General features: G+C 45.3%; 25 protein-coding genes, 2 rRNA genes and 1 riboswitch (1 of these 28 cut by a window edge). Of the genes, 25 read left to right on the forward strand and 2 right to left on the reverse strand.

What is annotated here, in order from left to right; genetic code table 11:
• From ACK8P5_RS00070 to ACK8P5_RS00080, 3 genes are all read left to right on the forward strand, one after another.
• Positions 1-2,631: ribosomal RNA gene (locus ACK8P5_RS00070) — 23S ribosomal RNA — on the forward strand (it extends 296 nt beyond the left edge of the window).
• A 129-nt stretch (positions 2,632-2,760) separates the two neighbouring features.
• A 5S ribosomal RNA gene (gene rrf / locus ACK8P5_RS00075) occupies positions 2,761-2,877 on the forward strand.
• A 284-nt stretch (positions 2,878-3,161) separates the two neighbouring features.
• The gene (locus tag ACK8P5_RS00080; RefSeq protein WP_422658990.1) at positions 3,162-3,590 is read left to right on the forward strand and encodes a hypothetical protein; all 429 of its coding nucleotides are present in this window, start codon (positions 3,162-3,164) and stop codon (positions 3,588-3,590) included.
• Between the two features lie 50 nt (positions 3,591-3,640).
• Here ACK8P5_RS00080 and ACK8P5_RS00085 read toward each other — a convergent pair whose 3' ends face one another.
• Positions 3,641-4,165, reverse strand: coding sequence for a hypothetical protein (locus ACK8P5_RS00085; protein ID WP_422658991.1), 525 nt, complete (start codon positions 4,163-4,165; stop codon positions 3,641-3,643).
• A 219-nt stretch (positions 4,166-4,384) separates the two neighbouring features.
• On the opposite strand from ACK8P5_RS00085, the gene ACK8P5_RS00090 reads away from it, so the two are divergent.
• The 10 genes from ACK8P5_RS00090 (at position 4,385) to rsmI (ending at position 12,219) form a co-directional block, all read left to right on the forward strand.
• Positions 4,385-4,570: a sigma factor G inhibitor Gin gene (locus tag ACK8P5_RS00090; RefSeq protein WP_422658992.1), complete on the forward strand. Its 186-nt coding sequence runs from the start codon at positions 4,385-4,387 to the stop codon at positions 4,568-4,570.
• A gap of 149 nt (positions 4,571-4,719) precedes the next feature.
• Positions 4,720-6,306, forward strand: a complete 1,587-nt coding sequence (locus tag ACK8P5_RS00095) for an aminotransferase class I/II-fold pyridoxal phosphate-dependent enzyme (protein ID WP_422658993.1) — start codon at positions 4,720-4,722, stop codon at positions 6,304-6,306.
• Positions 6,303-6,944 carry a dTMP kinase gene (gene tmk, locus ACK8P5_RS00100; RefSeq protein WP_422658994.1) on the forward strand — a complete coding sequence of 214 codons (642 nt, stop codon included), beginning with the start codon at positions 6,303-6,305 and terminating at the stop codon, positions 6,942-6,944. Before ACK8P5_RS00095 ends, tmk begins: the two co-directional genes overlap by 4 nt.
• 69 nt (positions 6,945-7,013) lie before the next feature.
• A complete protein-coding gene (locus ACK8P5_RS00105) occupies positions 7,014-7,343 on the forward strand; it encodes a cyclic-di-AMP receptor (RefSeq protein WP_422658995.1) in 330 nt (109 codons plus the stop codon).
• A gap of 279 nt (positions 7,344-7,622) precedes the next feature.
• Positions 7,623-8,066, forward strand: a complete 444-nt coding sequence (locus ACK8P5_RS00110) for a YaaR family protein (protein ID WP_422658996.1) — start codon at positions 7,623-7,625, stop codon at positions 8,064-8,066.
• A gap of 85 nt (positions 8,067-8,151) precedes the next feature.
• Complete coding sequence (gene holB, locus ACK8P5_RS00115; protein ID WP_422658997.1) at positions 8,152-9,135, forward strand: DNA polymerase III subunit delta'; 984 nt, start codon at positions 8,152-8,154, stop codon at positions 9,133-9,135.
• Between the two features lie 59 nt (positions 9,136-9,194).
• Positions 9,195-9,995, forward strand: a complete 801-nt coding sequence (locus tag ACK8P5_RS00120; RefSeq protein WP_422658998.1) for a PSP1 domain-containing protein — start codon at positions 9,195-9,197, stop codon at positions 9,993-9,995.
• A 32-nt stretch (positions 9,996-10,027) separates the two neighbouring features.
• Complete coding sequence (yabA, locus tag ACK8P5_RS00125) at positions 10,028-10,399, forward strand: DNA replication initiation control protein YabA (protein ID WP_422658999.1); 372 nt, start codon at positions 10,028-10,030, stop codon at positions 10,397-10,399.
• A 171-nt stretch (positions 10,400-10,570) separates the two neighbouring features.
• Positions 10,571-11,332 (forward strand): tRNA1(Val) (adenine(37)-N6)-methyltransferase, encoded by a 762-nt coding sequence (locus ACK8P5_RS00130; RefSeq protein ID WP_422659000.1) that lies wholly within the window; start codon positions 10,571-10,573, stop codon positions 11,330-11,332.
• Positions 11,329-12,219, forward strand: coding sequence for a 16S rRNA (cytidine(1402)-2'-O)-methyltransferase (rsmI, locus tag ACK8P5_RS00135; RefSeq protein WP_422659001.1), 891 nt, complete (start codon positions 11,329-11,331; stop codon positions 12,217-12,219). The genes ACK8P5_RS00130 and rsmI overlap by 4 nt, the downstream gene beginning before the upstream one ends.
• Positions 12,220-12,326: 107 nt before the next feature.
• On the opposite strand, the gene ACK8P5_RS00140 is transcribed toward rsmI, so the two are convergent.
• On the reverse strand, positions 12,327-12,581 hold the full coding sequence (locus ACK8P5_RS00140; protein ID WP_054956706.1) for an AbrB/MazE/SpoVT family DNA-binding domain-containing protein: 255 nt from the start codon (positions 12,579-12,581) through the stop codon (positions 12,327-12,329).
• 322 nt (positions 12,582-12,903) lie between these two features.
• Here ACK8P5_RS00140 and ACK8P5_RS00145 point away from each other — a divergent pair, with 322 nt between their 5' ends.
• The 12 genes from ACK8P5_RS00145 (at position 12,904) to glmU (ending at position 24,431) form a co-directional block, all read left to right on the forward strand.
• Positions 12,904-14,193, forward strand: a complete 1,290-nt coding sequence (locus ACK8P5_RS00145; RefSeq protein WP_422659002.1) for an HD domain-containing protein — start codon at positions 12,904-12,906, stop codon at positions 14,191-14,193.
• Positions 14,194-14,273: 80 nt separating this feature from the next.
• Positions 14,274-15,041 (forward strand): TatD family hydrolase, encoded by a 768-nt coding sequence (locus tag ACK8P5_RS00150; protein WP_422659003.1) that lies wholly within the window; start codon positions 14,274-14,276, stop codon positions 15,039-15,041.
• Between the two features lie 200 nt (positions 15,042-15,241).
• Positions 15,242-15,456, forward strand: a riboswitch (cyclic di-AMP (ydaO/yuaA leader).
• Positions 15,457-15,728: 272 nt separating this feature from the next.
• Positions 15,729-16,943 (forward strand): ubiquitin-like domain-containing protein, encoded by a 1,215-nt coding sequence (locus tag ACK8P5_RS00155; protein WP_422659004.1) that lies wholly within the window; start codon positions 15,729-15,731, stop codon positions 16,941-16,943.
• A gap of 119 nt (positions 16,944-17,062) precedes the next feature.
• Positions 17,063-17,614, forward strand: a complete 552-nt coding sequence (rnmV, locus tag ACK8P5_RS00160; protein WP_422659005.1) for a ribonuclease M5 — start codon at positions 17,063-17,065, stop codon at positions 17,612-17,614.
• On the forward strand, positions 17,611-18,495 hold the full coding sequence (gene rsmA, locus ACK8P5_RS00165) for a 16S rRNA (adenine(1518)-N(6)/adenine(1519)-N(6))-dimethyltransferase RsmA (protein WP_422659006.1): 885 nt from the start codon (positions 17,611-17,613) through the stop codon (positions 18,493-18,495). The genes rnmV and rsmA overlap by 4 nt, the downstream gene beginning before the upstream one ends.
• Positions 18,496-18,629: 134 nt before the next feature.
• Positions 18,630-19,523, forward strand: coding sequence for a sporulation peptidase YabG (yabG, locus tag ACK8P5_RS00170; RefSeq protein ID WP_422659007.1), 894 nt, complete (start codon positions 18,630-18,632; stop codon positions 19,521-19,523).
• 338 nt (positions 19,524-19,861) lie between these two features.
• On the forward strand, positions 19,862-20,137 hold the full coding sequence (gene veg, locus ACK8P5_RS00175) for a biofilm formation stimulator Veg (protein WP_422659008.1): 276 nt from the start codon (positions 19,862-19,864) through the stop codon (positions 20,135-20,137).
• 146 nt (positions 20,138-20,283) lie between these two features.
• Complete coding sequence (locus ACK8P5_RS00180) at positions 20,284-20,466, forward strand: small, acid-soluble spore protein, alpha/beta type (protein WP_422659009.1); 183 nt, start codon at positions 20,284-20,286, stop codon at positions 20,464-20,466.
• A gap of 200 nt (positions 20,467-20,666) precedes the next feature.
• Positions 20,667-21,521 (forward strand): 4-(cytidine 5'-diphospho)-2-C-methyl-D-erythritol kinase, encoded by an 855-nt coding sequence (gene ispE / locus ACK8P5_RS00185; protein WP_422659010.1) that lies wholly within the window; start codon positions 20,667-20,669, stop codon positions 21,519-21,521.
• 102 nt (positions 21,522-21,623) lie between these two features.
• Positions 21,624-22,451, forward strand: coding sequence for a pur operon repressor (gene purR / locus ACK8P5_RS00190; protein WP_422659011.1), 828 nt, complete (start codon positions 21,624-21,626; stop codon positions 22,449-22,451).
• Positions 22,452-22,635: 184 nt separating this feature from the next.
• A complete protein-coding gene (spoVG, locus tag ACK8P5_RS00195) occupies positions 22,636-22,920 on the forward strand; it encodes a septation regulator SpoVG (RefSeq protein ID WP_006207419.1) in 285 nt (94 codons plus the stop codon).
• A gap of 110 nt (positions 22,921-23,030) precedes the next feature.
• Positions 23,031-24,431: a bifunctional UDP-N-acetylglucosamine diphosphorylase/glucosamine-1-phosphate N-acetyltransferase GlmU gene (gene glmU / locus ACK8P5_RS00200; RefSeq protein WP_422659012.1), complete on the forward strand. Its 1,401-nt coding sequence runs from the start codon at positions 23,031-23,033 to the stop codon at positions 24,429-24,431.
• Positions 24,432-24,495 lie beyond the last annotated feature (64 nt).

Raw genomic sequence — 24,495 nt, forward strand, 5'->3', positions numbered from 1 at the left:
GGTTGTGGGACGTCTCACATGGAGTTACAAAGGAACATATTAGGTGAAGAGGTCTGGAAAGGCCCGCTATAAGAGGTAAAAGCCCTGTAGCCGAAAGTATATTCCCTCCGAGACGGATCCCGAGTAGTGCGGGGCACGTGAAACCCCGTATGAATCTGCCAGGACCATCTGGTAAGGCTAAATACTCCCTAGCGACCGATAGTGAAGCAGTACCGTGAGGGAAAGGTGAAAAGCACCCCGGAAGGGGAGTGAAATAGAACCTGAAACCGTGTGCTTACAAAAAGTCAGAGCCCGATCTATGGGTGATGGCGTGCCTTTTGTAGAATGAACCGGCGAGTTACGTTCCCATGCAAGGTTAAGGCGAGAAGCTGTAGCCGTAGCGAAAGCGAGTCTGAATAGGGCGAATTAGTATGTGGACGTAGACCCGAAACCGTGTGATCTACCCCTGTCCAGGATGAAGGTGCGGTAACACGCACTGGAGGTCCGAACCCACGTATGTTGAAAAATGCGGGGATGAGGTGGGGGTAGCGGAGAAATTCCAATCGAACTCGGAGATAGCTGGTTCTCCCCGAAATAGCTTTAGGGCTAGCCTCGGAATTAGAGTCGTGGAGGTAGAGCACTGATTGGGTGCGGGGCCCGCAAGGGTTACCAAGCTCAGTCAAACTCCGAATGCCATAGACTTATATCCGGGAGTCAGACAGTGAGTGCTAAGATCCATTGTCAAAAGGGAAACAGCCCAGACCATCAGCTAAGGTCCCCAAGTGTGTGTTAAGTGGGAAAGGATGTGGAGTTGCACAGACAACCAGGATGTTGGCTTAGAAGCAGCCACCATTTAAAGAGTGCGTAATAGCTCACTGGTCGAGTGACTCTGCGCCGAAAATGTAACGGGGCTAAACACACCACCGAAGCTATGGCTTGATACATTAGTATCAGGGGTAGGGGAGCGTTGTATGTAGGTTGAAGGTGTACCGTAAGGAGCGCTGGACAGCATACAAGTGAGAATGCCGGTATGAGTAACGAAAAGATCAGTGAGAATCTGATCCGCCGAAAGCCCAAGGTTTCCTGAGGAAGGTTCGTCCGCTCAGGGTAAGTCGGGACCTAAGGTGAGGCCGAAAGGCGTAATCGAAGGACAACAGGTTGAAATTCCTGTACCACCGTAAACCGTTATGAACGATGGGGTGACGCAGGAGGGTAGTGACGCGGACTGATGGATGTCCGTCCAAGCAGTGAGGCTGATGTGTAGGCAAATCCGCACATCGTTAAGGCTGGGCTGTGATGGGGAGTGAAAATTATAGTAGCGAAGGTCATGATCTCACACTGCCAAGAAAAGCCTCTAGTCAGGTGAAGGTGCCCGTACCGCAAACCGACACAGGTAGGCGAGAAGAGAATTCTAAGGCGCGCGGAAGAACTCTCGTTAAGGAACTCGGCAAAATGACCCCGTAACTTCGGGAGAAGGGGTGCCCCGGTAGTGTGAATAGCACGAGGGGGCCGCAGTGAAAAGGCCCAAGCGACTGTTTAACAAAAACACAGGTCTGTGCGAAGCCGTAAGGCGAAGTATACGGGCTGACGCCTGCCCGGTGCTGGAAGGTTAAGGGGAGTGGTTAGGAGCAATCCGAAGCTATGAACCGAAGCCCCAGTAAACGGCGGCCGTAACTATAACGGTCCTAAGGTAGCGAAATTCCTTGTCAGGTAAATTCTGACCCGCACGAATGGCGTAACGATTTGGGCGCTGTCTCAACGAGAGATCCGGTGAAATTTTAATACCTGTGAAGATGCAGGTTACCCGCGACAAGACGGAAAGACCCCATGGAGCTTTACTGCAGCTTGATATTGGATTTGGGTACGATCTGTACAGGATAGGTGGGAGCCTAAGAAACAGGAGCGCAAGCTTCTGTGGAGGCGCCGTTGGGATACCACCCTGATCGTATCTAGGTTCTAACCTAGTACCGTGAACCGGTGCGGGGACAGTGTCTGGTGGGCAGTTTGACTGGGGCGGTCGCCTCCTAAAGAGTAACGGAGGCGCCCCAAGGTTCCCTCAGAATGGTTGGAAATCATTCGAAGAGTGCAAAGGCATAAGGGAGCTTGACTGCGAGACCTACAAGTCGAGCAGGGACGAAAGTCGGGCTTAGTGATCCGGTGGTACCGCATGGAAGGGCCATCGCTCAACGGATAAAAGCTACCCTGGGGATAACAGGCTTATCTCCCCCAAGAGTCCACATCGACGGGGAGGTTTGGCACCTCGATGTCGGCTCATCGCATCCTGGGGCTGAAGTAGGTCCCAAGGGTTGGGCTGTTCGCCCATTAAAGCGGTACGCGAGCTGGGTTCAGAACGTCGTGAGACAGTTCGGTCCCTATCTGTCGTGGGCGTAGGAAATTTGAGAGGAGCTGTCCTTAGTACGAGAGGACCGGGATGGACATACCGCTGGTGCACCAGTTGTTCCGCCAGGAGCATGGCTGGGTAGCTACGTATGGACGGGATAAGCGCTGAAAGCATCTAAGCGTGAAGCCCCCCTCAAGATGAGATTTCCCAGTATGTAAGACCCCTTGAAGACGACGAGGTAGATAGGTTGGAGGTGGAAGTGCAGCAATGCATGGAGCTGACCAATACTAATCGGTCGAGGGCTTATCCTACAAGTTTTCTGAAAGAAAACTAGCTTCGGGAGCGATACGCTTTGCATCGAAGCAAGACTTTCAGGAACAATGCAAGTTCGCAAATTCAAGTTTCGTATCTAGTTTTCAAGTGATCAAACACTTGAACCGTTTGGTGGCGATAGCGGAAGGGTTCCACGCGTACCCATCCCGAACACGACCGTTAAGCCTTCCAGCGCCGATGGTACTTGGACCGAAGGGTCCCGGGAGAGTAGGACGTCGCCAAGCGAAAAACCACTGTCGATGCAATCGATGGTGGTTTTTATTTGTTTTTTGCTTATCTTGGCTCGAAACAAGCAAAAGATGACGTTAAGTGATGAAGATTTTGTTACCGTTATATTGATAAAAATCAGTATAATAGAATTAATCAAAAGCCAGGGAACTATTATCTATATATTTCCGGTTTACGCAGGCTCTAGGATTTAAGGCCTGAATGGAATTTTCTCCATTAACCAAACTAACGATGCCTTTTCAACGAAGAACTGGTTAAGGTGGAGGAAGGAGGATAATGTATGTTTCATAATAGTCGACTGCGGCTTGCAGCTTTATTTTGTGCAGGCGCTATTCTGATCTTGGGTTCTGGGTGTGGAGCATCAGCGCAGCCATCTTGGGAGTCATTTGACGGAGCTGCCAATGTTAAATCTTTCCCGATACCTAAGGAAGCGAATAAGACGGAGCAAACGAAAGGGAACAGTGATCTGGATTATGTTCGCTATGCTCTACCGGGACTGAAAGAGTCCGAGAGTCTACCAGAGCCTTATATCAATGTAATTGAATCATGGGGCTGGAAAGAGAAGAAGGAAGAGCAGAAGGGCTCATCTTTGGTGTTCGAAAAGGGAAAAAGTATCGTTCATCTCACAGTGCATGACGACTTTTTAATTATAACGGTACCCGCACCTCTAAAAAAAGAGGCGATTCAAGGCTTAGAAAGTAAAAAATAAAAGATCTCAATCCGTTTAGGATGAGATCTTTTATTTTTATGTATATAAGTTTATTGCTTATAGTATGAAATATCCTGATCGCTGAACTTTAGCATGCCATCCTTGGGTTGGTCAGAGAAGCGAAGGAGCGCATAATATCGCGGGACAAGCAACCATAAGTGCCAGAACAGAATGGACACTATAAATGATAGAGGTGACCAGAAAGCCATAATTCCGAACAAGCAGATGCCGATCCAAGCGGTATGTAATTGGACTTTGGCAAAGACATAGGAGCTTACATGCTGGTCAGGCATATAGCCTAGCCAAGGCGTCCTAAGGGAAAATCTCCATTTTTTCTGATAGATGGAACCTAAGAAGAACAATACCGATCGACCAATTACAAAATGAATCCATAGGATTAATACAAATGCGAGAAAAAAGTAAAGAAAGCTGTCCCATGATAGAATAAACATCTCTGATGCGACTGCTGCACATGGCAAGATAAGATATAGACTAGTTAAATGTTTGGACAAAGATATTTTTTTGAGTAATCGGTATTGATAAAAGGTAGCTTGGCCATGAGGTTGTTCTGCCATCGAGCTTGCTGGCCTCCTTTGAAGGGCATTATGAGTATTAAATGAAGTCTTTTATGTTTTTTATCGGTCTAATTCTTATTTTTGTGAAGCGCTTTAGGTACAGACACCACGAAGATTTAAATACATATACTTATAAGGCAGAAAGAGATACTATGAAAATGTTTAAAATAATAGAAACTGTGTCATACTAATAGTAAAAGAAACAAGGTGGGATGGCTCATGGAAGAGATGAATGAACGCGTCTGTATTATATGCAGCCAGAGTAAGAAAGAAGGCATTACGATCGTATCACAGTTTGTATGTGAGGATTGCGAGTCTGAGATTGTGCATACGAGTGCGGAGGATTCGAAATATCATTTTTTTATTCACCAGTTGAAGCAGATCGAGATGCCGAGTAAGGTTTAGAGAGACATAGAGATTGGAGGCCTGATATCGAGAGGCCTTTTTTTGTTGGGGTCTGTGATTATTGGATACTGGAGAGGCATAGGCGTAAGATACATTTTACGATAAAATAGAGTTGAGGGATTGGATCTTTACCGGAAGGATATTTTTAAATGATTATAAATAGAGGCAAGGCACCGCTGGTAGAGGCGTTACTGGCATACAGCAGCAGTGATAAGAAGTCATTTCATGTCCCCGGTCATAAGAATGGAAAAGCGTATGAGGATTCTGGCGGGGCTGAACTATTAAGCGAAGTTATGAAAATAGATGTTACAGAGATTAGTGGGACGGATGATCTTCATCATCCAGAAGGTGTAATTCGTGAGGCGCAGGAGCTTGCTGCTGATTGTTTTGGGGCAGAGGAGAGTTTTTTTCTCGTTGGGGGAAGTACCTCGGGCAACCTGGCAATGATTCTTACTGTGTGCACGCAGCCAGGAGATATACTCTTACTTCAGCGCAATGTCCATAAGTCTGTTCTGAATGGTTTGATGCTTGCTGGAGCGAAGGCGGTATTTATGGATCCAGAGATCGATGAAGCAAGTGGACTTGCAGTTATTCCATCGACCGAGACGCTAAGATCGGCTTTAACGGCCTATCCGGAGGCTAAGGGCGTCTTAATCACATCACCTAACTATTACGGAATGAGCAGTAGTTTAGGTGAGTTAGCTGATTTATGCCATGGTTATCATATTCCACTGCTTGTAGATGAGGCACATGGTGCACATTTTGGAATGCATCCGGATTTGCCGGAAAGTGCACTTGCTAGTGGAGCAGATGGTGTGGTGCAGTCCACACACAAAATGCTTACTGCGATGACCATGGGAGCGATGCTGCATGTACAAGGAGAGCTGCTCGATCGTCGCCTGTTGCGCCAGCGGCTTGCTATGGTGCAGAGCTCGAGCCCATCATACCCCGTGATGGCCTCGCTTGATCTTGCCCGGCGCCTGCTCCACGCGCAGGGACCAAGCGCCTTCACGGCGGGCTTCGCTGCCGTGGAGGCGCTAAAGCGCGGCTTAGCTACGCTGCCGCGCTTCGGGCTGCTGCAACCGCCGCAGCCCGAGCAGACCGCCGCCGCAACCACGGCCGGCGGACAAGCCCCGCCGCCACAAATACATGCGGCGGCATACATGCGTCAGGACCCGTTCAAAGCGGTCATTTATGACCGCACCGGGGCCCTGAGCGGCTATGGACTCCAGCACGCGCTTGAAGCGCGCGGTTGTGTCCCAGAGATGAGCGACGAACGATATGTCGTTCTGCTCTTTACTTTAGGGTCGACGGAAGAGGATGTGAATCACCTCTTATGGGCACTCCAGCATATTGTAGAGGAAGAGGTGGCCTCAACGTCACCCGAAGACATCCCTCATCAACCCTTATCCGTGCTATCCAATGTTTCCACGTGGAACATTTCTAGAAATACAGCGCCATTTTCGGAGCCGGTTCAGTTTAGTCTGACACCTCAAGATCGGGATCAAGTAGAATCTGTTCTTGTAGAGCACTGTGGGGGGAGAATCGCAGCTGAAATGGTGATTCCTTATCCACCTGGCATTCCAATTTTATATTCCGGTGAGCAGATTATCGAAGAGACCGCTAATCGGCTTATCGCCTTAAGAGATGCGGGAGCCAAATGCCAAGGCGCTGAAGATCATACGATCAGGACCATTCTCGTATACAAGAATTCAAGAAAGCAGGGAACGATATGAACCGCAAACCATTATTTATTACGATTGAGGGAGGGGAAGGTTCAGGCAAAACCACAATGATTGGGAGACTAGCTGCCTTCATGCAAAATAATTCTATACCTTACCTCATTACCCGTGAGCCTGGCGGTATCGATATTGCGGAGAAGATTCGTTCTATCATTCTAAATCCGGAACATACGAGTATGGATGCACGCACGGAGGCTTTATTGTATGCGGCTGCTCGCAGACAGCATCTTGTGGAGAAGGTGGAACCAGCGTTAGCTGAAGGATTAACCGTCATTTGTGATCGTTTTGTCGACAGTAGTCTGGTCTACCAAGGAATGGCTCGGGGAATTGGCATTGAGGAAGTATGGGCAATTAACCAGTTCGCTATCGATAAGCGAATGCCAGACCTTACGATACTACTAGATATTGATCCTGAAGAGGGACTTTCTCGTATTATGGCGAATGGAGATCGCGAATTTAACCGGCTAGACATGGAAAGTTTAGCGTTTCACCGTATGGTGAGAGATGGGTATAAACACTTAGCAGATCAATATCCCAACAGAATTAAGGTAGTAGATGCATCAAAATCACCATCACAAGTCGAACGCGAGATGATACATGTGCTGGAAAGCGCGGTTTTAAAGGATTTTTGAGGATGTATGTCTAATAATATATACTAGGCATTTCGTTATGCCATACTATGAAAACGGAGGGATTGCACCATGAAATTGATCGTTGCGATTGTACAGGATAAGGACAGCAACCGTCTTTCGGCAGGGCTCGTTAAAGCAAATTTCCGGGCAACGAAACTGGCAAGTACCGGAGGGTTTCTGAAAGCCGGCAACACCACGTTTATGATCGGGGTAGATGATGGTCAGGTGGAAAGTGTCATGAATGTTATCCGCACAAGTTGTAAAGTACGTGAACAGCTTGTTACTCCGGTTACACCAATGAGTGGTACAACGGACTCCTATTTGCCACTACCCGTTGAAGTGCAGGTGGGGGGAGCTACTGTATTTGTACTTCCTGTTGAACGGTTTGAACATTTTTAATGCACTCAAGTGCGTTAACTTGTATTAAGATGAGCCTGTTATAGATTATTTTGTTATTCTGGATGTTTTTCTTGCGGTATTTGAAGGCTTGTCGCCAAAAGAAGATCAAGTTCTGATATCATAATAAAGACATCTACTCGGTTCTATATGAAAATGATTGTTTATGAAGGTAGAGCAATTTTGAAATACCGTTTATCGGGGACCGATTGCAAATGTTATTTCATAGCATGGTTGTCCCCCGATATTTAACTATGGAGTCAGTAAAGGCGGTAGATTTCGGTGAAGATCAATCCGGGCTTCAGGCCCATAAAAAGTGAATTGTCGGTCCCGGATAGTAACACTAAACCGATCCAGCAAAAGGCATTTTCCGACATGATGTATCAGCAAGGTGAGAAAGCTTCTAGAGAAGAGTTAGGCCGCCAGATGCGTGAAATCGCAATGCAGGGTGACCGATTAGCTCGAGCAATGACGATTCGAGAATTAAAGGCATATCGTCTAATGGTTAAGAGATTTTTGGAGGAGACCGTTCGCCGGGGTGTTTCTATGAAGGAGACACGCGGATGGGATCGTCGGGGCCGTGGTAAACGGTATAATGTAATTGATGAGATTGATTCCATGCTACTCTCGTTAGCAGATGAGCTACTGGAAAGTGAGCAAGGCAAAATTGAGTTACTCGGTAAAATTGGAGAAATTCGTGGAATGCTGATCAATTTAGTTTTTTAGAAATATAGAAACGGATAAGCAGAGTTTATCAACGATCACGAATAGAACATGCCGTTTCTATTAGAAGCAGAAAGAGAGAGGACTTATGTCTTTTAACGATATATTAGGCCAGGAGGCTGCTAAACAGTTGCTTCAGAATGCGCTGCGGCGTGAAGCCGTTAGCCATGCTTATCTGTTCAGTGGTCCAAACGGCGCGGGGCAGCTGGAGACTGCGATGACCTTTGCCAAGGCATTATTCTGTACGGAAAAACTGGATGATGCATGTGGTGAATGTCTGGAGTGCCGAAAGGTGGAACACGGAAACCATCCAGATTTAACGCTGGTTGAACCGGATGGGGCTAGCATCAAAATCGACCAGATCCGTGAATTACAGCGGATTTTTTCTTATCGTTCTGAGAAGAACAATCCAAAGGTTTATATTATAAATCATGCGGACAAAATGACAGTTCAGGCTGCAAACAGCTTATTGAAATTTCTTGAGGAGCCACAAGTTCCGGCCGTAGCTATACTGATTGCCGAGAATGGACAAGCTTTACTTCCTACGATACAATCACGCTCGCAGACGGTTCCTTTTCGGGCGCTAAATCCTGAAATGATGGAACAAGTTCTTGTAAGTGAAGGTTATCCATCAGCCCTTGTACGCTGTGCGGTTCAACTGGCCTCAGGGCTTGAGGGATGTAAGAAAATTTTGAATGAGAATTGGTTTGCAGAAATTAGAAACGTAATGTTACAATTAGGGAAGGAGTCTTTGAACCGCACTGGTGCAGCTATGATCACAGCTAGCCAGAAAGTGTTCAAGTCAGGGCTCTCCGAACATCTGGACATACTGTTCAGTTTGTTCCATTTATGGTTCAAGGATATGATACATGTCCAATACGGAAGGCAAGATCGTCTCGTTTTCATAGATCAGGCCGAGTTTATCTCCGGTCACGCGTCAGCCCGCAGCACGGCACAGTGGGTCTCCTACATGGATTTGGCCGCAGAGTGTCAGAAGAAGTTACGTTACAATGTCAACGGGCAGCTCTGTCTCGAGCAGTTATTAATGGGTTTGGGCGGAACTCAGGCGTGAGACAACCCCCAATATCCTAGGAATGGCCAAAATGTACGGGCTAACAAGGGGGTTAATTTTTGTACAGTGTAGTGGGTGTCCGTTTTAAAAAAGCGGGCAAAATTTATTACTTCGATCCACTGGATCTTCCAGTGGAGAAGGAACAATCGGTTATCGTGGAAACAGCTCGCGGTATCGAATATGGCCAAGTTGTTATTGGAAAGAAAGAGGTACAGGAATCGGATGTGGTTCTCCCGCTGAAGAAGGTGATCCGAATTGCTGGCGAAACTGATGCCCGTGTGGTAGAAGAGAATAAGCTGGCGGCCAAGGATGCATTTACAACCTGTTTAAATAAAATCCGAGATCACGCTTTAAAAATGAAGCTGGTCGATGTAGAGTTCACATTCGACCGCAACAAGATCATTTTTTACTTCACAGCGGAAGGCCGTGTTGATTTCAGGGAATTAGTTAAGGATCTTGCCGGAATATTTCGGACAAGAATTGAATTGCGTCAGATCGGCGTACGTGATGAGGCCAAAATGCTCGGAGGCTTAGGACCGTGTGGACGCGTACTGTGCTGCTCGTCATGGCTCGGTGATTTTGAACCGGTATCGATTAAGATGGCGAAGGATCAGAGTCTATCACTGAATCCTACCAAAATTTCCGGTCTATGTGGAAGACTGATGTGTTGTTTGAAATTTGAGCATGACAATTATGAAAGCGTTAAGGAAGAACTTCCGTCCGTGGGTAAATTTGTTGTCACCTCACTTGGAGATGGCAAAGTGGTCGGCCTAAATGCGGACAAACGGACTGTACATGTACAGCTGTTTGAAATCGGTAAGGTCAAGGAACTTCCTTTGGATGACGTGGTCATCAAGTAGACCAATATAACGGTTACTTTCGGGGTGTAATCTTGGAAAAGAAAAACATTTTTGTGCGCATTCAAGAGATGGAATCACAGATGGGACACATGCACAGTGAACTGGGTGAACTAAAGCTGGTCATCAAGGAATTGCTGGAAGACAACCATCGTCTCAGCCTTGAAAATGAACAGCTCCGGAAAGTTTTTAAGAGGGAAGTTCAGTCGGCAGAATCGGAAACGACATCGCCACACAAGCAGCCTCAACTTGTTAAGAATGAGGAAAGCGTGGAGGATGTTGTCGGGGAAGGATATGATAACCTCGCCCGACTGTATCATGAAGGCTTTCATATCTGCAATGTCTACTATGGACACTTGCGAACAGAAGGGGATTGCCTCTTCTGCCTGTCCTTTTTGAACAAGTAAGAAACCGTAGGAGAAAACCGCCTACGGTTTTTTTCTGAAGAGATATAGATGTATACCATTATAGTAAAGTGTAAACTTATCTGGCATTCTAATATCAGGAGCGGTTGCAGTCATGAGATCAGGACGCAGCCGTTTCTGCCATTTATAATATTAAGCGGGTAAAGGGTTGGGATGATGAAACAAGAAGTACTTTTACACAGTTCAGAGCGAATTGATGATCTTCTGACACAAGATATAGGTATTATTCAGAGTGATGAGGTATTTAGCTTTTCTATGGATGCTGTATTGCTGGCACGCTTTGCGAGCATTCCACGGCGGGGACGTATTCTCGATATGTGTACGGGTAACGGTGTGGTTCCTTTGCTGCTTACTACACGTACTGAGGCGGTCATTGAAGGGATCGAAATTCAGCCAAGGTTAGCCGATATGGCGAGACGAAGTGTAGTGATGAATGATTTACAGGATCGGGTCGTCATTCGAGAGGGAGACCTGAGGGAATTATACTTGGAAACAGGATACGGTGTATATGATGCGATAACCGTTAATCCACCTTATATGCCCCTGAACGGCAGTGATATTAAGCTCAATCAACACCAAGCGATTGCAAGACATGAGATTCACTGCACGCTTGAAGAGGTTATTCAGTCAGGATCAAGACTACTTCGTCCGGGTGGCAAGCTAAGCATGGTCCATAAACCGCTGCGTCTTGCAGAAATTATCAGTCTCATGCAAAAATACCGCTTGGAGCCCAAGATTATTCGTTTTGTCCATCCTAGACTTCATATGGAGGCCAATATGGTACTCATTGAATGTATTAAGGATGGTAAACCAGAGGTTCGTTTGCAACCACCATTGATTGTTTATGACGATGAAGGCAACTACTGTAAAGAGATGATGGAAGTTTATTACGGAACAAGTGAGGGAAAATCATGAACCTGACCTGTCAAAATAGCTTTGCTGTTCGTAAGGAGGGGGAACCTGGATCCTTGTATCTGGTTGCAACTCCGATTGGGAATTTAGAGGATATGACTTACCGTGCTGTACGTATGCTCCAGGAGTGTGACATTATCGCTGCAGAGGATACACGACAGACGCGTAAACTACTGACTCACTTTGAAATTCAGCCTAAGCAATTGTTTAGTTACCATGAGCATAATAAGGGAGCAAGCGGGCCTGAAATTATACGCTATATAATAGAAGGAAAAAATGTAGCCATCGTGAGCGATGCGGGTCTACCGGCCATTTCTGACCCTGGATCAGACCTTGTTAGACTTGCTATTGCAGAGGGTATCTCGGTGATTCCGATTCCGGGAGCGAATGCTGCTCTTTCAGGTCTCATTGCCTCGGGCTTGTCGACCGAACGTTTTACGTTTGTAGGATTTTTACCTAGGGATAAGAAGGATATTATTGCTCAATTGTCTTCTTTCCAAGCCGCACAAGGTACGTTATTGTTCTATGAATCCCCCCACAGGGTAAAGAAAACATTAGAGATCATGCAAGAAGCACTTGGAGATCGCCAGATCGCTCTCGCACGCGAATTAACCAAGAGGTATGAGGAGTTTGTAAGAGGATCAATTCCGCAATGTTTGGATTGGCTAGAAGAACATCCACCACTTGGTGAGTACGTAATTGTGGTTGAAGGAGCAAGTAAAGAAGAAGAACTACGAGAACAAAACTCTTGGTGGCAGGAACTAACACTTGAAGAACATGTGAAGCATTATGAAGACAGTGGAATAAGCCGAAAAGATGCGATGAAAAAAACGGCGTCCGATCGGGGAGTCTCCAAACGTGATATTTATAATTCTTTGTTAGATAAATAACAAAAAAATACCTTCCTTCGGCTGGGTTCAAGCCGAGGAAGGCATCAAGGAGATATGAAAAAGGTTAGAATTAACAATTTGATTAAAACTATTATATACTATGTTTCTTAATTTGTCACAGGTGATGGAATTTCAGAGATACATTCGTTACAAACAATTTTACCTTTGAAGTAAGTTACATTCTCTGCGTTACCACAGAAGATGCAAGCAGGCTCATATTTCTTGAGCATAATGCGCTCACCATCAACGTAGATTTCCAAGGCGTCTTTCTCACCAATTCCTAGTGTACGGCGGAGTTCAATTGGAATAACGACCCGTCCTAGTTCGTCTACCTTTCTTACAATACCTGTTGATTTCATCATAACTGATTGATGCCCCTCTCGCCATAATTTAAAAAAGTCATAATTCGACATTGTTCTATGTTTTATGTTATTTATAGTACCAACGATTCCCAAATCAGTCAACCTATAATTTTGAAAATAAGAAACTTATTTACGAAATTATAGTGAACAAAACCCTCTATTTTACTAGGAAAATGTAAAATGTAGTAGTTTAATTGACTTCGTTTTACTCATATCGATTTGGAAAACACCTTTTTACTTAGTTCGACATCATTCGACATTATATATCAAAAGTAGTGGTAAAGCGATGAATTGGTAGTTTAGGAAAAGGAGATGAAGGACCATGCATTTGCCAATTAGCGAGGAAAAAGTGTTTAAAGATCCCGTTCATAACTATATTCATGTTCAGGACGACATCATTTGGCGGTTGATTAATACACCTGAATTTCAGCGGCTTCGTCGGGTAAGGCAACTTGGAACTTCCTTCCTTACATTTCATGGAGCTGAGCATAGTCGATTTTCACACTCACTTGGTGTATATGAAATAACGAGAAGAATCATTTCTCAATTTGAACGAAGTGGTTATCCGGATTGGCCGAAGGAAGAGCGTCTACTGACATTATGTGCGGCACTGCTTCATGACATAGGCCATGGACCTTTTTCTCATTCTATAGAAGAGGCATTCCATATGAACCACGAGGATTGGACTTGTCGTATTGTTCTTGGAGATACAAATGTGAACAGCGTTTTACGTGAAGTGGACTCTGAATTCCCGAAAAGAGTAGCCTCTGTTATTAACAAGACATATGAAAAGCCTATTGTTATTAATCTCGTTACAAGTCCCCTTGATGCAGATCGCATGGATTACTTGCTACGAGATGCTTATTATACCGGCGTTAATTATGGAACTATTGATATAGACCGGATACTGCGTATGCTTCGTCCGTATCGTGATCGAGTGGTTGTAAAAGAATCAGGCATGCATGCTGTAGAGGATTATCTGATGTCCAGATATCAGATGTATTGGCAGGTATATTTTCATCCCGTTACACGGAGCTCTGAAATTATTTTGCGGCAAATATTCAAGAGAGCAAAGGAGCTATATCAAGAAGGATTTACTTTTAAATTTATGGTAGATCCACTTCCTTCTTTATTTGAAGGTGATATCACTGTCGGTCAGTATTTGCGTTTAGACGAGGCTTTGATACAGACAAGTTTTCTACAGTGGACTGAGGAGAAGGATGAGCTTCTGAGTGATTTATGCGGTCGTTTTATGAATCGTCGTCTCTATAAATATGTAGAAATCGACACGATTGATATGGAGACCATCGACGGGATCCGCCAAGCCTTTCAAGAAGCGGGATTAAACCCGAAATATGACTTTGAGATTGATTATCCAACCGATCTTCCTTATGATGAATTCCATTCAGGCTCGCCTGAGAGTGATAAACAGATTCTGCTGCTAGATAAACATGACCATGTACGGGAGATTTCTGAAGTATCAGATATTGTACGTTCCATTAGTGGAATCCATCGTGGACGCTACCGCTTGTATTTTCCTGAGGATAAGGTAAGACCTGTACTAAACACGTTGCCTAAAGATATCGCTTCTGTGTTTGAGCAAATTAAATAATCAGCATCAACAGAATAGTAGATAATAAATACCAGCAGTTCTTTGAGCTGGTCTGCGACATGAGAGGAGATTATATCATAATGTTATTCGACACACATACACATCTAGATGCCCCTGAATTCGACGAAGATCGCGAGGAGGTTATAGGACGTGCGCTTGAAGCTGGCGTAACCCGTATGATTAATATTGGTTTTAATCGAGAGACGATCCCTACCACCATGAAATTAGCGGAAACTTATGATTTTATTTATGCTGCTGTAGGTTGGCACCCTGTAGATGCAATTACGATGAAAGACGGAGATTTAGAATGGATCGCCTCCCTTTGCCACCATGAGAAAGTCGTGGCTATCGGTGAAATTGGCCTGGATTATCATTGGGATACCTCACCTAAGGAAGTTCAGCACCAGGTTCTTCGTCGTCAGATTGGACTTGCTCGAGAACTGAGTATGCCGATAGTAATTCATAATCGGGACGCGCATGAAGATATCGTGAAGATTTTGAAAGAAGAAAAAGCATCTGAGGTCGGAGGGGTGATGCACTCATTTTCCGGCAGCTGGGAAACAGCCAAGTTGTGTCTTGATATGGGCTTTCATCTTTCATTCGGGGGACCCATTACGTTCAAGAATGCAAGACAGCCCAAAGAGGTCCTAGCACAGGTTCCATTGGACCGATTGCTCATCGAAACCGACTCTCCATATTTGACACCACATCCGTTTCGCGGGAAGCGAAATGAGTCTGCACACGTCCGTCTTGTAGCAGAGGTGGCAGCTGACATAAAAGGGTTGTCTCTGGAAGAATTAGGTTTAATTACAACCAGAAATGCTATGGAACGATTTGGAATTATTTGAAATCGAGAGTAAAATGGACGAAAAACAGAGCATTAGCGACCAATTAAAGTTTTTTAATCAAAAAAGGCGACTATATTACAATATTTTAACCTTTTACCTGAAAAAATGTGGTTGATTGTTGCTTTACAACCTGTATCGAAACAGGATATCATCTTTTCAGTGATAGGAAGCTGATCGAAATTGAACAGCTGAATATTTTATGAACCGTCTCGCTTAATCTCCAAGTAAATTTGGAGAACGGGGGAACCGATACATGGATAGCTGGCAGAGATGCAAAGCTGAACTGTATGTGATTTCTTTTTGGGTCTTTGGGGTGAATTTGAGGGCAGCCGCCATGAGCGGATGACTTGAGATAGGGCGTCTCTCTTACGTCCGAACCCGACAGCTAACTCCGTAAGCGCAAGTAAGAGGGGCAAACTCGTGCATACCATTTCCAGATTGTAGACATCAGGAAGCCACGAAAGAGTCTCTATAACTCTTTCTTTGGCTTTCTTTTATTTTAGAATATTGGAGAGGGTGCCGTCATACTGTTGGTAAACAGGAGGTGACGGTTGTGTGGACGGGAAGACGGGGAATAACGCAGAGTGTAGATAGATAGCAGAGCACTCTGTGAGACAATTTGCTATAGTCGCGTCAAATGCAATCATGCGTTACCTAGACGGCGGGGCTATGAAGGAGGATGACATAGTGGGCATTTTTCAACACGAAGAGACCCATGAATCACAATCATCCAGCATGTCTTACGCATTACGATGGAAGCATGAGAATTTGCGTCAACTAATGCTGGCCGCCATTGGCGCCATCGCAATTACATTGCTCGTTATGCTGGTTGCTCACAATCGGGCGGGCAAAGAGATTCAACTTGTGGTTGATGGCCGAATAACCACAGTAGAAACCCATGGAGCTTTGCTGCATGAAGTGCTGGATGAGCAAGCTATTTCCCTGACTCCTCAGGATGAGGTTTCTATGCCGTTAAATGGTGTACTCCAAGATGGAGACCGTATTATTATCAAACGCGCAATACCGGTTACGGTTAACGCAGACGGCAAACAAAATATAATATTTACTACCCAAGATACGGTTGGAAATGTACTCAAAGAAACGGGTATTTCAATCAAGGGCGAAGATACAGTGAAACCTTCTCTAGATACAAAACTTGTCGGTCAAGAGGAAATCAGAGTCGTGCGCGTCACGAAACAAACTGTTAAACAGACTGAGAATCGTGCTTTCCGAGTGATTAAGACGGCAGACCCTTCTTTGGAAAAAGGAGATAACCGTGTATTGCAGAGTGGAGCGCCAGGCATTGTGGTCCACCACATTGAGAAGGTATACGAGGATGGGAAGTTTATCTCGAAGAAGGTTATTAAGAAAGAAGTACAGCGGAAGACGAAGGATAAAATTATTGCAGTTGGAACGAAAAAGGTTGTAGTGCCTGAGAAACCAGTTGTGGAAACTGTATCTGCACAAGCAGATAAAGCAACTGTATCCAGAACGGCTGCTGCACCATCCCAAGCGAAGTCAGCAACTAAATCGGTAGCCACCAAGGAAAAAGCGAATAATGTGGTGTCTAGAGCCGGTGTTGATTTCGAATATAAAAAGGTATTAAATAACGTTTCGATGACAGCATATTCTGCTGAAGAGAGTGGCATCGGTACCCGCACTGCTTCTGGTACTCGTGTAACGGAAGGGCGTACCATTGCAGTGGATCCGAATGTGATTCCGATCGGCTGGTGGGTATATATTGAGGGCGTTGGCTTCCGCCGTGCTGAAGATACAGGTGGTGCCATCAAGGGTAACAAAATCGATGTGTACTATGATTCACTTAAGGCGGCACTTAATTTTGGACGCAAGAGCGGTCGCACGGTTTATGTGATCGGTCCAGTTAAGCCGGAGCTTAACTAACGCATGATTTTCGTTTTACAACGCCATGCTAATGCTATACTATTTAATTAATATGAATGTGATGCTAAGAAGAGGATGATTTATCCTCTTCTTTTGTTTTGGGAAGGAAGAACGTACGAATGATCAAAGAAGTGATTGTCGTGGAAGGCCGGGATGATACGGTTGCCATCAAACGGGCAGTAGAGGCAGACACGATTGAAACCGGGGGATCGGCCATTAACAGCCGTATACTGAAACGAATTGCGCTAGCACAGGAGCGGCGCGGAGTTATTATCTTAACGGATCCCGATCATGCAGGTGAGCGAATTCGCAAGATCATTGATACCAAGGTTCCTGGATGCAAACACGCTTTTATCCCAGAGGCAGACGCAACACGCCGAGGAGACATTGGGGTTGAGAATGCTTCGCCGGAAGCAATCCGCCATGCCCTTGAACGCGTGCATACGTCGTTTGAGGGATCAGAGAGCCTAATTGGTCTTGATGACTTACTTGAAGCGGGTCTAATTGTGCATCCTCAGGCTGCTGCCAGACGGATGATCATGGGCAATCTGCTTGGTATTGGGTATTGTAATGGCAAACAGTTTCACAAGCGTCTAGCCATGTTTCAAATATCACGCGAAGAATTTGCATCAGCGCTTGCCCAGCTGGAAGAGGGAGGTACGGAAATATGACACGTATTGAGGAGATTTCAACCCCGAGAAGAACGAAGGAGATTATTTCGCGCCATGGTTTTTCTTTTAAGAAGAGCTTAGGCCAGAATTTTCTTATCGATCAAAATATACTGTACAAAATTGTAGAGGCTGCTGGCCTGGATAAGGATAAAGGAGCGCTAGAAATCGGACCAGGGATTGGTGCTCTAACAGAGAAGCTTGCACAGACTGCAGGAGCGGTTACAGCCGTAGAGATCGATCAGAGGCTTATACCGATCCTTAAGGAGGTTCTAGAACCCTATTCGAATGTACGTGTGCATCATGGAGATGTGCTTAAAGTGGATCTGCAAGAGTTATTCCGCGAGCATTTTGACGGTGTATCTAAGGTAAGTGTTGTAGCGAACCTGCCGTACTATGTTACGACTCCAATTCTGATGAAGCTGCTCGAAGAGAAATTACCACTGGAGAATATCGTGGTTATGATTCAAAAAGAAGTTGCTGTACGTATGGCAGCTTCGCCAGGAAGCAAAGACTATGGTAGTCTGAGCATCGCTGTTCAGTATTATAGTGAGCCGAAGCTTGTATGTACGGTTCCTCATACCGTATTTATTCCTCAGCCGAATGTAGAGTCTGCTGTGATTCGTCTGCAGGTTCGGGAGAACCCTCCAGTTGAGGTTGATGATGAGGCTCATTTCTTTGAGGTGGTACAGGCCTCATTTGCTCAGCGTCGTAAGACGATTGCTAACAACCTGAAGAGTCGCTTTTTCCCAGGAGAGGGACGTGAGCGTTTGGAACAGCTATTACAGGAGGCTGAAATTGAGCCATCTAGACGTGGTGAGACACTTAGTATTGAGGAGTACGCTCGTCTTAGCCGTGTGCTGCTTAGCGCGGGTATACGTTAATAGACAGATGAAGTATGGCAAGGCGCAGCTATAGGCTGCGTCTTTTTTATTTGGAGCTTTCTTGGATATTTTGCAAAGGTATACGAACCAATCGATACAGATGCCCATACGATGGAGGTAGGGGTGATATTGTGATGAATTTTGGAGACTTGGTCATTCGTAGATCGTACGGCGGCGATGTCACGTTCCGAGTGGAAGGTGTGCAGCAGAACACAGCCATCATCAAAGGAACGGACTTTCGGCTGCTGGCCGACGCGCCCCTTGGGGACCTGGTACAAGTGCCGCATCCTACGATGAGCGAACGGACGAAACAGGCGCAAATTAAAGCGAATGAGTCGTTAACCCGCCTGCAAAAATACCGCCAGGAGCAAAGCGAAAGGCGTCTGGCCGATTTAAGAAGTGAATGGGGATCCGGTGAGAAGGGCTATTTTGACGTTCCCGGCAAGGTGTTGCATCTTGATGGAGATCCCCTTTACTTAAAAAAGAGCCTTAGCTTATACAATCAGCTTCGGGTTCCAGCTGAAGGTCACTATATCCACGAGTCGACCATGGCGGAAGCTCTGTACCGCATGTTGCCGCGTGTTCGTCCAGATATTGTTGTTATTACTGGGCATGATGGTGTCTTGAAAAGAAATCAATCTCGTGACCTATATAGCCTGGACAGCTATAAAAATTCTCAGAACTTTGTTCAAGCAATCCAAGTAGCAAGGCAGTATGAACGAAATTTAGATACGCTTGTTGTTGTGGCAGGAGCATGCCAATCTCATTTTGAGGCGCTATTACAGGCAGGGGCTAATTTTGCAAGCTCACCAGGACGTGTGCTCATTCATGCGCTTGATCCCGTTTATGTTGCTGCTAAAGCGGCGTATACATCCGTTCGTGAAACAGTCAACATGAATGACGTGCTACACAATACGATAAGTGGCAGTCAGGGCGTGGGCGGTATTGAGACCCGTGGGACTTATCGAATTGGGTTGCCGCGTCTAAATGACCTATCTACGCTGAAAGTGACTCCATCGGTTAGCTAAATACAGTGTTCAAGCTCACTTTCGCAGAAGTGGAAAAAAGAGTATCTAAAAAAACCCCTGTATTAGGGGTTTTTTAGGTTTAAGTTAGACATACTACAAACGAAAAGCATCAGTTATTTGTCAGCGTGGTTATAAAGAGGACAAGCTGTGATAAATTGAGCAAAATGTACATATTTGTTGTCGGTTTTGCGCATAATAACGGATCTACGCTCGACATTTAAATGTTCAAAAAAAATTCGTTGACAAGATATTTTTGATGCTGATATAATTAATGGTTTTGATTTGACATTGACTTGGTAAATTGGTATAATGGACAAGGAAAGAGGTGGTCGTCGACAATGGCTAAAAATGCGCTGTTGGAAATCAAACGCAGTTTGGATGCTCATCTTGGGCAAAAAATTACGCTGCGGGCAAACGGTGGTCGCCGTAAGACCGTTGAGCGTACTGGTGTTTTGGAAGAAACGTACCCTTCTGTTTTCATTGTAAAGTTAGATCAAGATCAGCAAACCTTTAAACGAGTGTCTTATAGTTATGCAGATGTGTTAACCGAGACGGTGGAAATCATGGTGTTAGACGAAGACTGCCAATTGCGTATAACCTATATCAAGTCATAACTTTATGTAATGCAGAACAGCGTCCGTCATGCGGGTGCTGTTTTTTGTTGCCATGAAGATAAAGAATGAGGAGCCGGGCTTTATGTACATAATAAAGGGGAACCAAAGCCATCATCACTATTATTCAATAGGAGGCAAGCATACACATGAGCCGAAGAAGACGGAGTATGATGTCAGAAGAACTAAAGACCGAGCTGGCCAAAGAGCTAGGGTTCTATGATACGGTGCAGAAGGAAGGCTGGGGCGGGATCAAAGCAAGTGATGCGGGCAACATGGTTAAAAAGGCAATAGAGCTTGCAGAACGAGCAGCACGCCAATCTGATCGTTAATCTTAAGCATTATGAGGGACTTCCGCAGCTAGGAGGTCCCTTCCTTATATTTCATACGTTTTTTCATAAATTTTTCGGATAAATATGCGTATGGAAAAATGACTTCATGACGCCTGTTTGATAATATAAAGTCATTAGAAGTTTTTTCTGTAATGTGTTAAGTTGTGCTTATGGGAAAAGCTAAGGATAGGTGAACCTTCTTGAAAATATACGAAAAAGCGCCTGCAAAGATAAATTTAATGCTTGATGTACTTCATAAGAGGCCTGACGGTTTTCACGAAGTGGAGATGGTCATGACAATGATCGATTTGGCTGATCGACTAGAGATGTCAGAACAGCCAAGAGATACGATCATCATTACGAGTCAGGCGGGTTATATTCCTCTCGATGAGAAGAACCTGGCTTTTCAGGCGGCTAGGCTAATCAAGGAACGGTATGACGTTCGTCAGGGTGTACATATTCATCTGGACAAAAAAATCCCGGTTGCTGCTGGCCTAGCTGGTGGAAGCAGCGATGCAGCTGCTACTCTCCGTGGGCTAAACCGGCTCTGGAATCTGAATATTCCTCTTGCAGAGCTTCTGTCACTGGGGGCTGAATTAGGTTCAGATGTTCCTTTCTGTGTTACAGGCGGATCTGCGCTTGCTACAGGTAGAGGAGAATTACTGACAGCAGTACCGAGTCCTCCTCAGTGCTGGGCTATAGTTGCTAAACCTCCGATTAATGTGTCAACAGCTGAAGTATATGGTCGCTTGCGTAGCGATAACATTCAGCATCATCCATCAGCCAGAGATATGGTTGCAGCTCTGGAGGAAGGAAATTTCCGGGAGATGTGTAGATCTCTAGGTAATGTGCTGGAGGAGGTTACTCTAAAATTGCATCCTGAGGTACAACAATTAAAAGATGCAATGATTAAGCTTGGTGCTGATGGAGTACTTATGTCCGGCAGTGGACCTACTGTGTTTGGCTTGGTAGCCAAAGAGTCCAAGGTAGCTCGGATTTATAACGGTCTTAGAGGATTTTGTAAAGAGGTTTATGCGGTTAGACTGCTCACATAAATGTGATGAGCTATGAGAGTAGTTCCGTGTAACCTTGTGGAAAGGCGTACAAAGATGTTATATTTACAGTATAATATTCGGATTTAGCGAGGAAGAAACCAAGTGAAAAAACTTAAACGAAGTGAACGATTGGTCGATATGACCCAATATTTATTATCTGAACCCCATACTTTAATCCCGCTAACTACGTTTGCAGAACGATATGGGGCGGCTAAGTCATCTATTAGTGAGGATTTAGCAATCATCAAGGAAGTATTCGAAGATGATGGGATTGGTGAATTGCAGACGCTGGCTGGAGCAGCAGGAGGTGTAAAATACATTCCGAAGCTGCGTAAAGACCATGCACTTTCTTTTGCCCAAGAGCTATGCCACAAGCTGCAGCAAACGGACCGGATCCTACCTGGTGGCTATTTGTATATGTCTGACCTTCTGGGAGAGCCCTCTTTAATGAATGAAGCGGGGAAGATCTTTGCGACTGCATTTTCAGATCGAGATATTGATGTTGTGATGACAGTTGAAACTAAAGGGATTCCACTTGCATATGCTACGGCCGCGCAGCTTAATCTGCCGGTTGTTCTTGTGCGCCGTGACCATCAAGTGACGGAAGGGTCTGCAGTAAGCATTAATTACGTCTCAGGGTCACATAAGAGCATACACACCATGTCTCTTTCTCGTAGAGCACTAAAAGAACGATCTCGAGTGCTGATCGTGGATGATTTCATGAAAGCTGGCGGTACTATCCAAGGAATGATGGATTTACTGGCTGAATTTAATGCTGATGTGGCTGGTGTTGGTGTGCTTCTCGAATCAGGAGCGGTTGAGTCGGAGGAACGGTTACTGCAGAACTATATTTCTCTTGCTAGACTCTCGGATGTAGATTCCAAGAGCAAGATGATCACCGTTAGTCCCGGGAATTATTTCGAAAAATAGGTCTGACGGTATTTGTCGATAATAATAGCGTTTTCAAGCGAATGGGCACGAAGTCTGTCGAAAACATCACTTTTTAAAAAAAATTCCTGTTTTTAGGACATTTTCTAAATAAAAAAAGAAGGAATTCGGTTTGCTGTGTGGAATTATACACCAAGTCTCTGATGGAAAAAGGTGGTGAACACATATGCAAATTACGGATGTCAGACTCCGCCGTGTTAACTCTGAGGGGAGAATGAAAGCAATCGCATCCATTACCATCGATAATGAATTTGTCGTTCACGACATTCGCGTTATCGACGGCAACAATGGAATGTTTGTTGCAATGCCGAGCAAGCGCACTCCAGATGGAGAGTTTCGCGACATTGCCCATCCGATTTCTTCCGGTACTCGCGAGAAGATTCAGTCCGCTGTATTGGCTGAGTACGAGCGTGCTGCTACTGAAGAGGAAGTCATTGAAGAAGGCGCTTAAGATCGACTATTGGGGTTCAAGGAAAAGAGAGCCATACTTGTGGCTCTCTTTTCTTTTTTTCTAGAATGAGATATATTCAGTAGTGAGTTCAAGAGGAGGAGGCAGGGCCCTTGAAAAGATTGGCTATTGTGCTCGCCGCTGGGCAGGGCAAACGAATGAAATCGAAACTATATAAAGTTCTTCACCCCGTCTGCGGGAAACCGATGGTGGGTCATGTATTACAAACGGTTAATCAAGTTCACTGTGAACGCAGTGTGGTGGTCGTTGGCCATGGAGCGGAAACCGTCCGTTCATACCTAGGAGATGCGGCAGAATATGTTCTGCAGGAAGAACAGCTTGGAACGGGTCATGCCGTCAAACAAGCGAAAGAGCTTCTTGGTAATGAACAAGGTTCGACGATCGTTATCTGCGGAGATACACCGCTTGTCACATCTGAGACACTTGAAGGTTTGTTGGCGCTGCATGAGAACAATAAGGCCGCTGCAACCGTGCTCACAGCTCATATGGACAACCCTAAAGGCTATGGACGGGTAATCCGAGATGCAGAAGGCAAAGTGCTACGGATTGTGGAGCAGAAGGACTGTAGTCCTGAGGAAGATGCTGTAGGTGAAATCAATACAGGCACTTACTGTTTTGACAATGCGAAGCTGTTCGCTGCTCTCGACAAAGTAACGAACAACAATGCACAGCAGGAATATTATTTAACCGATGTTATCGGTATCATGAAGCAAGCTGGTGAGACGGTACTGGCATATCAGACCGATGATCATGCCGAGTCCATTGGGGTTAATGATCGCCTTGCTTTATCGCAAGCAGAGGGTTTTATGCGCGAACGCATAACACGTCGTCATATGCTGAATGGAGTAACCATTATTGATCCAGCTTCAACATATATCGGTGCTGATGTGACAATAGGCGCAGACACGGTTCTTCATCCGGGAACAATATTAAGAGGCAATACCGTTATTGGCGGTCAGTGCGAGATTGGACCAAACAGTGAGATTGAAGACTCGGTTATTGCAGACGGAGTGTCTATTAAATACTCTGTACTTAGCAAATCCGAAGTCGGAGCAAGCTCAAATGTTGGACCGTTCGCTTATTTGCGTCCGGGTGCTAAATTGGGTGAGCACGTTAAGATTGGTGATTTCGTTGAAGTTAAGAATTCGACGATTGATGACGGTTCGAAGGTATCTCATCTGAGTTATGTTGGAGACGCAAAAGTCGGTAAAAACGTTAATGTTGGCTGTGGTGCAATAACAGTGAACTACGATGGATATAATAAGTCTATTACCGAAATTGAGGATGATGCTTTTATCGGCAGTAATGTGAACTTGGTTGCTCCGGTTAAAGTGGGTAAAGGTGCGTTTGTCGTAGCTGGCACAACGGTCACTCATTCAGTGCCAGACAACGATTTAGCAATTGGTAGACATCGGCAAGAAAACAAACCCGGATATGCCGAGAAAATTCGGGCACGCGCTAAGGCCAAGAAGAACAGTCAGACACATTCATAGTTGCTGTCCTCTCTTAGGAGAAGCGGTGATTGGGCAGCCTAATTCAATGAACCAGCACGGAGGG

Origin of the sequence: Paenibacillus sp. EC2-1, from assembly GCF_049311625.1 — a bacterium.
Classification (GTDB): domain Bacteria; phylum Bacillota; class Bacilli; order Paenibacillales; family Paenibacillaceae; genus Paenibacillus_AQ.